The sequence below is a fragment of the Parasphingorhabdus sp. genome, assembly GCF_036568145.1.
Classification (GTDB): Bacteria; Pseudomonadota; Alphaproteobacteria; order Sphingomonadales; family Sphingomonadaceae; genus Parasphingorhabdus.
This window is the reverse complement of record NZ_DATCTC010000033.1, coordinates 27,335-40,222: the sequence shown is the minus strand read 5'-3', so window position 1 is coordinate 40,222 and position 12,888 is coordinate 27,335. Positions and strand designations below refer to the sequence as shown.

Annotated in this window: 14 protein-coding genes; 6 read left to right on the top strand and 8 right to left on the bottom strand. The window is 52.6% G+C overall.

What is annotated here, in order from left to right; all coding sequences use genetic code 11:
* Positions 1-48: 48 nt before the first annotated feature.
* The 3 genes from VIN76_RS13655 to VIN76_RS13645 all read right to left on the bottom strand — a co-directional run bounded on the left by VIN76_RS13655 (position 49) and on the right by VIN76_RS13645 (position 2,152).
* Positions 49-384, bottom strand: a complete 336-nt coding sequence (locus VIN76_RS13655; protein ID WP_332042417.1) for a hypothetical protein — start codon at positions 382-384, stop codon at positions 49-51.
* 103 nt (positions 385-487) lie between these two features.
* The gene (locus VIN76_RS13650) at positions 488-748 is read right to left on the bottom strand and encodes a hypothetical protein (RefSeq protein WP_332042416.1); all 261 of its coding nucleotides are present in this window, start codon (positions 746-748) and stop codon (positions 488-490) included.
* A gap of 3 nt (positions 749-751) precedes the next feature.
* Positions 752-2,152, bottom strand: coding sequence for a M28 family peptidase (locus tag VIN76_RS13645; protein WP_332042470.1), 1,401 nt, complete (start codon positions 2,150-2,152; stop codon positions 752-754).
* Positions 2,153-2,338: 186 nt separating this feature from the next.
* On the opposite strand from VIN76_RS13645, the gene ettA reads away from it, so the two are divergent.
* On the top strand, positions 2,339-4,018 hold the full coding sequence (gene ettA, locus VIN76_RS13640; protein ID WP_332042415.1) for an energy-dependent translational throttle protein EttA: 1,680 nt from the start codon (positions 2,339-2,341) through the stop codon (positions 4,016-4,018).
* Between the two features lie 141 nt (positions 4,019-4,159).
* On the opposite strand, the gene VIN76_RS13635 is transcribed toward ettA, so the two are convergent.
* Positions 4,160-4,930 (bottom strand): NYN domain-containing protein, encoded by a 771-nt coding sequence (locus VIN76_RS13635; RefSeq protein ID WP_332042414.1) that lies wholly within the window; start codon positions 4,928-4,930, stop codon positions 4,160-4,162.
* Positions 4,931-4,982: 52 nt separating this feature from the next.
* On the bottom strand, positions 4,983-5,633 hold the full coding sequence (locus VIN76_RS13630; RefSeq protein ID WP_332042413.1) for a carbonic anhydrase: 651 nt from the start codon (positions 5,631-5,633) through the stop codon (positions 4,983-4,985).
* A gap of 63 nt (positions 5,634-5,696) precedes the next feature.
* Here VIN76_RS13630 and lipA point away from each other — a divergent pair, with 63 nt between their 5' ends.
* Both lipA and VIN76_RS13620 read left to right on the top strand, forming a co-directional pair.
* A complete protein-coding gene (lipA, locus tag VIN76_RS13625; protein WP_332042412.1) occupies positions 5,697-6,635 on the top strand; it encodes a lipoyl synthase in 939 nt (312 codons plus the stop codon).
* Entirely contained in the window at positions 6,622-7,110 is a 489-nt protein-coding gene (locus VIN76_RS13620; protein ID WP_332042411.1) for a type II toxin-antitoxin system RatA family toxin, read from the top strand. Before lipA ends, VIN76_RS13620 begins: the two co-directional genes overlap by 14 nt.
* On the opposite strand, the gene VIN76_RS13615 is transcribed toward VIN76_RS13620, so the two are convergent.
* The 3 genes from VIN76_RS13615 to VIN76_RS13605 are packed head-to-tail and all read right to left on the bottom strand — an operon-like array spanning position 7,059 to position 9,294.
* Positions 7,059-7,574 (bottom strand): CinA family protein, encoded by a 516-nt coding sequence (locus VIN76_RS13615; RefSeq protein ID WP_332042410.1) that lies wholly within the window; start codon positions 7,572-7,574, stop codon positions 7,059-7,061. The two genes, VIN76_RS13620 and VIN76_RS13615, sit on opposite strands and share 52 nt — an antisense overlap.
* A 5-nt stretch (positions 7,575-7,579) precedes the next feature.
* A complete protein-coding gene (locus VIN76_RS13610; protein WP_332042409.1) occupies positions 7,580-8,116 on the bottom strand; it encodes a hypothetical protein in 537 nt (178 codons plus the stop codon).
* Positions 8,117-8,124: 8 nt separating this feature from the next.
* The gene (locus tag VIN76_RS13605; protein WP_332042408.1) at positions 8,125-9,294 is read right to left on the bottom strand and encodes a bifunctional 2-C-methyl-D-erythritol 4-phosphate cytidylyltransferase/2-C-methyl-D-erythritol 2,4-cyclodiphosphate synthase; all 1,170 of its coding nucleotides are present in this window, start codon (positions 9,292-9,294) and stop codon (positions 8,125-8,127) included.
* Between the two features lie 79 nt (positions 9,295-9,373).
* On the opposite strand from VIN76_RS13605, the gene dusB reads away from it, so the two are divergent.
* The 3 genes from dusB to ntrC are packed head-to-tail and all read left to right on the top strand — an operon-like array spanning position 9,374 to position 12,864.
* The gene (dusB, locus tag VIN76_RS13600) at positions 9,374-10,369 is read left to right on the top strand and encodes a tRNA dihydrouridine synthase DusB (protein WP_332042407.1); all 996 of its coding nucleotides are present in this window, start codon (positions 9,374-9,376) and stop codon (positions 10,367-10,369) included.
* Entirely contained in the window at positions 10,369-11,442 is a 1,074-nt protein-coding gene (locus tag VIN76_RS13595; RefSeq protein ID WP_332042406.1) for a two-component system sensor histidine kinase NtrB, read from the top strand. Before dusB ends, VIN76_RS13595 begins: the two co-directional genes overlap by 1 nt.
* 3 nt (positions 11,443-11,445) lie before the next feature.
* Positions 11,446-12,864: a nitrogen regulation protein NR(I) gene (ntrC, locus tag VIN76_RS13590; protein ID WP_332042405.1), complete on the top strand. Its 1,419-nt coding sequence runs from the start codon at positions 11,446-11,448 to the stop codon at positions 12,862-12,864.
* The last annotated feature ends 24 nt before the right edge of the window (positions 12,865-12,888 follow it).

Here is a 12,888-nt window from a genome sequence, read left to right as displayed (position 1 = left end):
CATATCATACAGGGTGGCAGGGCGGGAAAGTCAATCCCGCATGACTTATCAGGCCATAGCTAGAACCCGCTTCCGGTCCAGGCGATCCATCACGCTTTTAATCACTGCGGGATGGAAAATATAGTCGATCTGACACCCGTATTCGTCCTTCTTCTTCCACAGAAGATTAGCGGTCATGGTGTTCATGCCTGGTATCATGAGAGACAGGGTGATTTCGGGATCAAGCTGGGCTGCACACTCAATTTTGATGATTGTGTCAGATATGGTTTCTACAACGCAAGGATAGGTGGAATTGCTCTGTTGGACCTGTGCGTCAATATGTAGTGAATCTCCATAGATCATATCTCGTTCTCCGGTCAGGGCAAGAGCCAGAAGGCTTGCCATTGGCAACGGCACATTGGCCGACGGTCAAGAAATATGGGATGCGGACTAAAGCAAACTATCGGAACAAAGTTAATCAAGTCCGGCGGATTTTAAGGATAATGATCTAGGGCTGGCCGTCCTGTTCCTGATCTTCCGTTGCCTGAGGAACTGTAGCAAGGGGCAAGATGCCCTCATTTTGCAACTCCTCCTCTTCTTTGGATTTCAGGACATTCACGGCTTCATCAGCCGCTGCCTCCAATGATTTGGCATCGCCTTCAATCTGCTTTTCGATGGCGACTGCCGACCCTTCCTCCTGGTTTTCGGGCGAGCCGTCAGAGCAAGCAGCAAGGGCTAACAAGCCAAGGAAAGGAATAAGCGCGCGCATGAGCTATTCCTTTGCAGGCATAGTGAAATCGACGTCGCTATTCGCGATGATGGACAGGACAGTGCTCCACGCCGCGACATTTTGCTGCACCTGCTTGGGGTCGATTTTGTCCAGAGTATCATCCGGCGTGTGGTGCAAGTCGAAATAGCGCGTGCCGTCCTGCTGAAGATCTATGATGGCAAGATTGTTGCTGTCGATAATGTCGCTGACATCGGCTCCGCCCGAAGCCTTGGGGCCATTTGCACCAATTCCCAATGGCATCAGGGCCTGTGCGATCTGCTCTTTCACGGCTTTGGCCTGTTCGGGCAAATGAAACTGCACGCGCCAGACTTTATCGGCGCCAAAATCGGATTCCATGGCAATGGCATGATTGCTGCCTGTATGGGCCTTTGCATAGGCTTTGCCGCCCCACAGGCCGACTTCTTCCGCGCCCGCCCATAATATGCGGATCGTGCGAAGTGGTTTGCCCTGATCCATGATCTGTTTGGCTGCGGCGGTCACGATACCGCACCCTGCCGCGTCGTCAAAGGCACCCGTTGCCAAGTCCCAGCTATCAAGGTGACAGGCGATCAGTATCATCCCCTTTGACGGGTCACTGCCCGTAACCTCTGCAATGACATTGCCCGATTCCTGCTCGCCGATATTCTGCGGTGTGAGGACCAGTTTCATTTTGACAGCTCTGCTGGTTTTTTGGGCGATTTTTATCATCCGCTCCAGATTATCGGCATCGGGCAGCGATAATGCACCTGATGGTATAGGCTTTACGCCTTCGGGAAAGTTGGTGTTACCCGTGTGCGGGTTGCGGTGATAATCGGTCCCGATGGATTTTATCACATAGGCCAAAGCACCCTTTTGCGAAGCGATGGCCGGGCCTGTCCAGCGTACGGGCCCATAAGTGCCATAGCCTGAACCGTCCTGTGCGCGGTGCATATTGTGGGTTACAAAAGCAATTTTCCCTGCAAGGCTACCATCCGGTACAGCCTGCATCGCGGCCAGAGAATCAAAATAAACAACCTCGGCTTCTATTCCCGCTTCGCCGGTACTTGGGCTGTTACCCAAAGCCGCTATATGGAGCTTTTGGGGGAAGGGGGCTGTCACTTCCGCTGTTTCCTCACCGCGAACCCATGTGGGCATCATGAAAGGTTCGTTGCGGACATTCTGGAACCCCAGGGATTTCAGCTTTTTCACTGACCAGTCCCGCGCTCGTGCTTCCGCCTCTGTTCCGGCTTGCCGGGGGCCAACCTCTGTTGTGAGCCCTTCGGTAATTTCATAGGCAAGCGTATCTTTAAGCGCGTTGGCCTGAATAATCGCCGGGTCATGCGATGCTGCGTAAGCTGTTGAGGAAAGGATCAGCGCGGATGCCGCGGTGCCCATAGCGGTGAACAGTGAAGATGCTTTTTTCATACCCACCTGATTAACCTGCCTTTTATAGTTTGCCAATGCTCTCTTGCGAGAGGAGGGCGGAATAGCTACATAGCCATCAAACAAGCCACATATCCCGTGAATGCTGAGATTGTCGGAGCACGCTTCCCGATAAGCGCCTTTCGACAGCCTTGGAACTAGCGGATTGTAATATAAGAAAGTAGCAAAATGGCCGTCCAATATAGTTATGTCATGAAAGGTTTGACCAAAACCTTCCCCGGCGCTGCAAAGCCGGTGCTCGATAATATCCATTTGCAATTTTTACCCGGCACCAAAATTGCCATCATTGGTAAAAACGGCGCGGGTAAGTCCACGTTGATGAAAATCATGGCAGGGCAGGATGACGAGTTTCAGGGTGAAGCCTGGGCAGGTGAAGGGATTCGCGTAGGCTATCTCGCACAGGAACCCGAATTGGATGAGACAAAGACGGTCAAGGAAAACGTCATGGACGGCGTGCGTCCAGTGGCGGATCTGGTTGACCGGTTTAACGAAATTTCGACCATCATGGGCGACCCGCCAGAAGATGTCGACTTTGATGCCCTGATGGAAGAAATGGGCACATTGCAGGAAAAAATTGACGCGGTTGATGGCTGGACGCTGGATAACCAGCTGGAAATCGCAATGGAAGCACTCCGTTGCCCTCCCGGTGACAGCGCTGTGACGGATTTGTCCGGCGGTGAAAAACGCCGCGTGGCCCTGTGCCGCTTGCTACTCGACAAGCCGGAAATCCTGATGCTTGACGAACCGACCAACCACCTTGATGCGGAAAGCGTCGCGTGGCTTGAAAAACATCTGATTGATTATGCCGGTAACGTCATTCTCGTCACCCATGACCGTTACTTCCTCGACAATGTCGTGAACTGGGTGCTGGAAATCGATCGTGGCCGCGGTATCCCGTTTGAAGGAAATTATTCCAACTGGCTCGACGCCAAGGCCAAGCGGATGGCGCAGGAAGAGCGCGAAGATAAGAGCCGCCAGAAAGCGATCGAGAACGAACTGCAATGGATGCGGCAATCGCCAAAGGCGCGCCAGACCAAGTCCAAGGCCCGTATCAAATCCTTTGACGACCTGGTGGCCGCTCAGGAGACACGGCAAATGGGCAAGGCTCAGATCCTGATCCAGACACCCGAACGGCTCGGCTCCAAAGTCATCGAGGCCAAGGGACTGACCAAGGCTTATGGCGACAAGCTATTGTTCGAAAATCTTGATTTCTCGCTCCCGCCCGGCGGTATCGTCGGCATTATCGGCCCCAACGGCGCGGGTAAAACCACGCTTTTCAGGATCATCACTGGTCAGGAAACACCGGACAGCGGTTCGCTTGAACTGGGTGAGACTGTGCAGCTGGGCTATGTCGATCAAAGCCGTGACACGCTGGACGCTTCCAAAAATATCTGGGAAGAAATTTCCGGTGGCCACGACTTCTTCACCTTCGGGAAAAATGAAGTGCAGACACGGGCCTATGTCGGTGCGTTTAACTTCAAGGGCACGGACCAGCAAAAGAAAGTGGGTCAGCTATCCGGCGGTGAACGCAACCGTGTCCACATGGCGAAGATGCTCAAAGAAGGCGGCAACGTATTGCTGCTTGACGAACCAACCAACGACCTTGACGTTGAAACGCTACGTGCGCTGGAAGACGCCCTCGAAAGTTTTGCGGGTTGCGCCGTGGTTATCTCGCATGACCGCTTCTTCCTCGATCGGCTTGCAACGCATATTCTCGCGTTTGAAGGCGATAGCCATGTCGAATGGTTTGAAGGTAACTTTGAAGCCTATGAAGAAGACAAGCGCCGCAGGCTGGGTGATGCGGCGGATCGGCCAACACGCGTTGCTTATAAGAAGCTGACGCGCTGATTTTATAGAGTAGGTGCGGTTGCCCTTTATTCCTGTATGACTTTTCCGTTAGTCCTGAGCCCTTCGCCGGGCTCAGAGCTAACGGAATTTTCTTTGTCTAAGGGGATAGTTCTGCATTGTGAGCAGTAATGGCCTAAAAAATCACCGTAACCGCTTCACATATAATTGGCCTTTATCATCACGTTTCGTCTGAAAGTTCGGAACCACTTCGAACATATCGGACAGGCGCGAAAAGCCATAGTTACGGACATCAAAGCTGGAGCGGTTACCTGCGATCTTGCCGACTTCCGACAGGCTGGCGTAGCCTTCTGTGTCGCGCTTGCTGGCTTGATAGGCATCTATTAATAGCTTGAGAAGTTCTTCCTCGACCGGTCCGGTGCCGTTTTTATCAGTGCTAGAAGCGCTGCGATCACTGGAGCCCGCGCCTGTTTGGACACCGGGTTTACTACTACCCCGATCCCGTCTGTCGGATTTGATGAGCGCGTCCACGTCGATAAACCGGCTGCAGGCCTGTCTGAATCCTTCCGGGGTTTTGGTGCTACCGAAACCATAGACCGGAATACCCTCTTGCCGGATTCGCATCGCCAATGGCATGAAATCGCTATCGCTCGACATGATGCCAAATCCGGTAATATTGCCACGAAACAGCAAGTCCATACCGTCAATGGTCATCTTCATATCGGTGGCATTTTTGCCTTTGGTAATGTCAAATTGCTGCTGTGGCTCGATGCCATATTTGTGCAGAATATCGACCCATCCTTTAAGCGATTGCTTGCGCCAGTTGCCGTAAGCGCGGCGGATATTGACTGTTCCAAGCTCGGCCAGCGCCGTTAAAACCGGGTCAATCCCGACATGGCTGGCATTGTCGGCATCAATCAAAAGGGCGATATTGTCATTATGTGTCTTGGTCATGTCCCGGTGATGTACCCAGGGACTGACGGGTTCAAGCAGAAAATCTGTTTCGTCAGGCGGTTTCGTCTATCACGCGGAAACTGTCGGTTTCATCATCCAGCACATGCAGTTGTCCCTCTGCAATGGCGAACCACGCTCCGATCAGTTTGAGCGATTTATTGGCCTCTTTCTCTTGAATACAGGGGAAGGTCCGCAAATTGGCCAGACTGGTTCTGACCCCTTCATGTTCCATTTCCAGCTGCGCGGCAGGGCTGGTCAAATCGCTGTGATGGGCGGCGACCTTTGCCCGTGCATCATCAAGCATGGTGATCCACTCTGCGATAAACCCGCCTTTTCCGGGCGGCATGCCTTTCATGCCTTCGGAAAGAGCCGCAGCGCAGCCACCACAGCTACCATGTCCCATGACGACAATTTCATCGACATGCAGCACCTGAACCGCAAATTCCAGTGCAGAAGATACACCGTGCTGACCGGGAGTCGTTTCAAACGGGGGCACCAATGCGGCGACATTGCGAACCACAAATGTCTCGCCGGGATTGGTGTCAAAAATTCGAGTCGGATCAACGCGGCTGTCGCTACAGGCAATTATCATTACCCTAGGGTTCTGGCCTTCTTTTAACTCTTTCCAACGCTCTTTCTCAATTTCCCAATGTTCGGAGCGGAAACGGCGATAGCCTTTGAGTAGGTCTGAAAAATTTGTCATATTTTCCCAATAGCACCGACTTAAAGGGTGGCAAGAGTCGATTTCATATCCTATCTGGTAGCAATGAACGAAATAACCAAAATTCCTTCGCCTTCCGGAAAACCCGTCCGTCAACGTAAACCAGACTGGATTCGCGTCAAAGCTCCTATGGGTAAGGGCTTTGAAGAAACCCGCAAATTGATGCGGGAACATAAGCTGAATACAGTGTGCGAAGAAGCAGCCTGTCCGAATATTGGCGAATGCTGGACCAAAAAGCATGCGACCGTCATGATTTTGGGCGATGTGTGCACACGGGCCTGTGCTTTTTGTAACGTAAAAACGGGTATGCCCATGCCGGTTGACCCGCTGGAGCCGCAACATACCGCCGATGCCGCTGCCAAATTGGGTCTGGAACATATCGTAATTACGTCGGTGGACCGTGACGATTTGCCTGATGGCGGGGCCAGTCAGTTTGTAAAAGTTATCGAGGCTTTGCGCCGGACAACGCCAAATACCACGATTGAAATCCTCACCCCCGATTTCCGTAACAAGGCGGATGCGGCGGTAGAGGCAATCGTCGCCGCGCGGCCCGATGTTTATAACCATAATCTGGAAACCGTTCCGCGGCTCTATCCCAATATACGGCCCGGTGCGCGTTACTATGCTTCGCTGCGTTTGCTGGAACAGGTGAAGCGGCTAGACCCGTCGATATTCACAAAGTCCGGCATCATGCTGGGCCTTGGTGAACAGCGGCTTGAGGTGCATCAGGTGATGGACGATATGCGTTCCGCCGATATCGACTTCCTGACCATGGGCCAATATCTGCAGCCGACACCCAAGCATGTGAAAGTGGACGAATTTGTTAAGCCCCAGGCTTTTGATGCATATGCGTCCATTGCACGGGCCAAAGGCTTTTTGCTGGTTGCGTCCAGCCCGCTGACACGGTCCAGCTATCATGCAGGGGATGACTTCGCCAAAATGCGCCGCGCCCGGGAAGAAAAGCTAGCACGTGCCGGCGCATAGGGAGACCCGCGAACTATCTCATAGCGCGGATCAAATGTATGCGCTTGTGGCTGATGTTGGACGTTATGAGGAGTTTCTACCGTGGGTGGTGGGAACGCGAATCCGCTCCAATAGTGATGTCGAGATGGTGGCCGATATGATTGTCGGGTTTAAGGGGCTGCGTGAACAATTCACTTCGCGCGTCATTAAAGATCCGGCAAACAAGACGATACAAGTCGATTATCTGGATGGTCCGTTGAAACAGCTTCATAACGAATGGGTGTTTCGGGATCGGGAGAGCGGCGGCAGCTATGTTGATTTCTATGTCGAGTTTACGTTCAAGAACCGTGTGTTCGAAAAGCTGGCGGGGCAGATGTTCGCCAAAGCTCTGCATAAAATGACGAGCGCCTTTATCGATCGCGCCCATGATATTTATGGCAATAATTATTCCGATGTATCGGGAAGCAATAGCTCTAGCGCGACTAGCGCCGCCTGAAGCCTGATCTCTGCCCGGCTTTTGTCGGCACCGAAACTATAGCTGTCGGCCACAACATCATCCGTGCTTTTTCCCTTTTCGGCTTTCGCAAAAACGACCGTTCCCACAGGTTTTTGCTCAGTGCCGCCTCCGGGACCAGCTACGCCGGTAATCGCAACAGCAACGTCACAGCCCGATTTTTCCAACGCCCCTTGTGCCATGCTCCATGCCACAGCAATGGAAACTGCGCCGAATGTTTCCAGCATATCCTCGCTGACATCGAGCACTTTATGTTTTGCGACATTGGAATAGGTGCTGAATCCACATTCGAAAACGTCGCTGCTGCCCGGAATTTCAGTCAATGCACCTGCAACCAGACCGCCAGTGCAGCTTTCTGCAACGGCTAATCTGCGACCGGCTTTGCGATTTTCATCAATGACTTTTTTCGCCAATTCGACGAGTTCATCTGGCAATAAATTGTACATGTCGCCTAGCTACCCGATTCCGTCGGAGCTTTGCAAATGTTGAAAGGATCTTTCTCGTTTTCTTTTGTCTCGTTGCTGCCCAGTTGTGCCAGCATTACGGTCAACGTAGCCAAATTTGCCGCAGGCACGGGTTCCAGCAAGCTATAGACTTTGTTGATCGTAGGGCAGTCTTCGGTCTTTAGCTCTTGAACCAGCATGGCCGGGACCATTGCGTCAATTAACGGCCTAAACGCATCCAGTTCTATGTCAGCCGGAAAATTCTGACCAGCCAGTATCCGGATAGCGGGCGCCGCCTTTGGCCATGCTGCGGCTGAAGCAGCCTCATATTTTTGAACCTGCGGCGAATCAGTCTGTAGCAGGGGCGCATTCGCCGGCAGGCTTGACGTGCATTTCGTTCTGAGTGCCCCCAAAGCGCCGGGCAGTACATAGGTAAGGAGCGATTCTGCCGTTTCGGGCGGAATACATTGCTGCGTTTCTGCAGCCTGTAGGGATGTTGCACTCAATAGACCGATCATGGCGGCAGCGGCCGATATTTTTTTCAACAAGATAGTTACTCCATCGAAATTGTTGCAATTGCCTGGGCGGCAATGCCTTCGCCCCGGCCAGTAAAACCCAAACGCTCCGTAGTCGTGGCCTTGATATTGACCCGATCCACAGAAACGTCCAGCATTTTGCCAATATTCTGCCTTATGGCTTCACGATGCGGTTTGATTTTCGGAGCCTCGCAGATCACGGTCATATCGACATTATGAATGTGACCACCTTTCTGTTTGATGATCGAAGCCGCAAATTCCACGAATTTTTCGGATGACGCCCCCCGCCATTGCGGGTCCGATGGCGGGAAATGATCGCCAATATCGCCCGCACCAGCCGCACCGAGCAAGGCATCGGTCAAGGCATGGAGCAGAACATCGGCATCACTATGCCCGGCAAGTCCTTTATCATGGTCTATTTTCAGCCCGCCGAGCCAAAGCTCTTCGCCATCAGCAAACTGATGCACATCAAAACCCATACCGGTGCGAATCTGTTTCATTTCTTTTCCCGATGGTTCAGCAAAATCCGCTGCTAAAGTGTATTTTTTCAAGGATTCATCACCTGTGACAACCGCAATCCGGTGCCCGGCAGCCTTGAAAACCTGGGCATCATCGCTCGCGTCTTTATCAGAAGGCCACTGCTTATGGGCGAGGATCAGCTTTTTAAAATCAAAGACTTGCGGAGTTTGCACACGCCAAAGAGTGCTGCGATCCACTGTGCTATCCGCATATCCATCCGCGACAGTGATTGTCGTATCAATTGTCGGCAGCACCGGGATTGCCGCGGCGTCCTTCGCGAGGGTTGCGACGAGCTTGTCAATCATATCATGCGATAAAAATGGCCGGGCAGCATCATGGATCAGGACATTTTTTGCACCGCCTGCGGCCGAGATGGCGGCTAAACCGTTTCTGACACTATCGCGCCGCGTCGATCCGCCTATCACGACTTCATAGCCGGTTAAGCCAGCGAGAGCCTGATCCAGTTGCTGTTCCTGGCCGTGGCCGATCACAATCCATGTTTTCGCGATATCCGGATGGCTAAGGAAACTGGCGGCACTATGGCGCACCATAGGTTGCCCCTTGACCAAGGCATATTGCTTTGGCTGCACCTGTCCTGACCTTTCGCCCTGACCAGCGGCGACAATCAGGGCATGATTTACCGGATTAGGTGGATCAGAATCATTCATTGCCGATGATCTAGCCCAGTCCATGCTTGCCTGCCAGTCGCTTTGACGATAAAGGCTGCTTAAATTTTAGGCATATAGAATGACATTGAAACCCATCTCGATTGACAAGATCACGATCAACAGCCCGGTGTTGCTGGCGCCGATGACGGGTGTCACCGACTTGCCTTTTCGCAAGCTGGTGCGTCGTTTTGGTTCAGGCTTGAACGTGACGGAGATGATTGCCAGCCAGGCAATGATCCGCGAAACCCGTCAATCGCTGCAAAAATGTGCGTGGGATCCGATTGAGGAACCGGTTTCGATGCAGCTCGCAGGATGCTGTCCGGACGCCATGTCCGAAGCGGCAAGGCTCAATGAAGATCGCGGCGCACAGATTATTGATATCAACATGGGCTGCCCGGTTAAAAAAGTCGTGAACGGTGATGCAGGCTCTGCCCTGATGCGTGATTTGCCGCTTGCTGCGGCGCTTATCAAAGCGACAGTGGAAGCCGTGAATGTTCCGGTGACCGTGAAAATGCGTATGGGCTGGGATCATAATAGCCTCAATGCACCGGAACTGGCGCATATTGCAGAAGATCTTGGCGCGAAAATGATTACGGTTCATGGCCGGACGCGGTGCCAGATGTATAAGGGCAGTGCCGATTGGACCTTCGTGAAAAAGGTCAAGGATGCCGTTTCGGTTCCGGTTATCGTCAATGGCGATATTTGCACCATCGACGACTGTGAGCGGGCTTTGGAAGAAAGCGGCGCCGATGGCCTGATGATTGGGCGCGGTGCTTATGGTAAACCATGGCTGCTGGGGCAAGTCATGCACTGGTTCGAACATGGCACTTTGCTGCCCGACCCTGATTTGCAGACCCAATATGCGGTTCTGGAAGAACATTATCGCGCCATGCTGGACCTATATGGTGAAGATATTGGCGTAAAGGTCGCCCGCAAGCATATTGGCTGGTACACAAAGGGCCTGCCCGGATCAGCCGATTTCCGTAATCAGGCTAACAAGGAAATGGATGCGTCGAAAGTCCTTGCGATGTTGCAGGATTTTTATGCGCCCTGGCTTGATAAAGCGGCGGCTTGATGAACGGATTACCGTCAGCAGAGCAGATATTTACGGGCCTGCCGGATGTCTTGTTGATTATAGATGAAAATCACGAAATCATAAAAGTGAACCCGGTTGCCGAGAATTTTCTAGGGCAAAGCGCAAAGCATCTCATCGGAACTCATATTACCAGTCAAATCCAGTTTGCTGATGATCGTCTGGAAAAAGCTCTTACCGATACAGAGGCCAATGTTGCAGCGCGCTGGACACCGGTTTTCTTGAGGGACGGACCAGCGGGGCTGGTCAATTTCGATATTCATCCCTTACCGGCTGATCCGCGCTGGCGGATCGTCTCGATTGCGCCGTTACCATCGGATGGATCTGTTATTGATCAAGGGCAGGGGGATCAGGACCAGTTTTCGATCCGCGCACCGGACATATTGGGTCATGAAATAAAAAACCCGCTCGCGGCCATAAAAGGCGCGGCACAGCTTCTTGAGCGCTCTCTGGACGAGGATCAAAAGCCGTTGACCCAGATGATAAAGGGAGAGGTTGAGCGGATCGCCAAATTGCTCGACCAGATGCAAAGCCTTTCAACTACGCAGCCGGCCAAGGTTGAGCCGGTGAATGTCCATTCGTTAATTGACCGCGCAAGACGATCAATAGAGGCGGCGCATCATGGCGCGCTGAAAATCCGGGACCAGTTTGATCCTTCGCTTCCCGACGTTCTGGTTGACCCTGATGCGATGATGCAGGTTTTGACCAATCTGCTGTCCAACGCTGTTGATGCTACCAAAAATCTGGAGCACCCCGATATTCAGGTTATCACGCGATACAGTTTCGGCGCATCCCTATCGGTTAATGGCTCCAATCAGATGGTACGCTTGCCGGTCGAAATCATTATCAAGGATAATGGGCCGGGCGTTCCTCCGGAACTGGAAAGGGAGATATTCTCTCCCTTTGTCTCGACAAAAGCGGATGGGCAGGGGCTTGGCCTGGCGCTGGTCCGCAAATTGATCGGCGATATGAACGGGCGCATCAGATATGAACGCCCCGTTCGTGAACAGCATACGCAATTCGTTCTGTATCTACCGATAGCGGCACAAGGATAATCCATGGCTAAGCATACCGTTTTACTTGTGGAAGACGATCCGTCTGTCAGCCATATTATTCAAACGGCCCTTAAAGCAGAGGGCATAACCGTCGATAGTTGCAAGACCGTCCCCGCCCGGGATGCGCTGCTTGCGAGCGGTAAATATGACCTATTGATTACCGATGTAGGTTTGGGCGAAGAAGATGGCCTTGCGACTCTGGATGCCGTCAAGGCGCGTGATCCTGAATTGCCCATCATTGTGATATCGGCGCAAAATACTCTTAATACTGCGGTCCGGGCAACAGAAACCGGCGCATTCGAATATTTCCCCAAGCCATTTGATCTTGATGATCTTGTAGAGGCCGTTCAGCAGGCGATGAAGCCGCGTAGCGGGGGGCTATCAAGCGAGAACGCGAACGAAGATAATCTTCCTCTGGTCGGCCGCAGTCCGGCGATGCAGGAAGTTTACCGGATGATAGCGCGGTTGCTGAATAATGACCTGTCCGTGCTTATCCTTGGCGAGTCAGGGACGGGGAAAGAGCTGGTTGCGGAGGCTATTCACAATCTTGGCCATCGCAAATCAGGGCCGTTTATTGCAGTGAATATGGCGGCAATTCCTACCGAGCTGATCGAGGCGGAGCTTTTCGGGCATGAAAAAGGCGCCTTTACCGGAGCGGTGAGCAGTGCTGTCGGCAAATTTGAGCAGGCACAGGGCGGCACATTGTTTCTGGATGAAATCGGGGACATGCCCATGCATGCCCAGACCCGCTTGCTGCGTGCTTTACAATCCGGTGAAATTAACCGTGTCGGGGGCAAGGGGCTAATCAAGCTGGATGTGCGCATTGTTGCTGCGACCAATCAGGATATTGCAAGCCTGATCGAGGCAGGCAAGTTTCGTGAAGACCTTTATTACCGGATTAACGTGGTTCCTATCGAACTGCCTGCTCTGCGTGAGCGGGCCAGCGATGTTCCGGCATTGGCGAACCACTTCCTCAATCTGGCGGCATCGGAAGGACTACCAAAAAAAGTCCTGACGAAAGAGGGTATGGATATACTTTCCCGCCATGGGTGGCGCGGGAATGTCAGAGAACTTAAAAACCTGATCTATCGCCTTGTCGTGACTTCACGAGAAGAAGTGATCTCGGAAACGCTGATCGGCCAGATATTGCAATCACCGCATGAAGGTGAGGCTGGCCAAAGCACGGAAATGGACTTTTCAACGCGTGTGAAGGCGATTGTTGGCGGTCTATTGGGTGATAAGGAAAATGGCAGTTCCCTTTATGCGCGGGCGCTTGAGAAGTTTGAACGTCCAATGCTGGAAGAAATATTGCATAAGGCAGGTGGCAACCAGATAAAGGCTGCCAATATGCTGGGTATAAACCGCAATACGCTTCGCAAGAAACTGACAGAATATGATATAGATCCGACCCAATCACGATAAGCCGATTGGGGGCTGCGTCAAAGC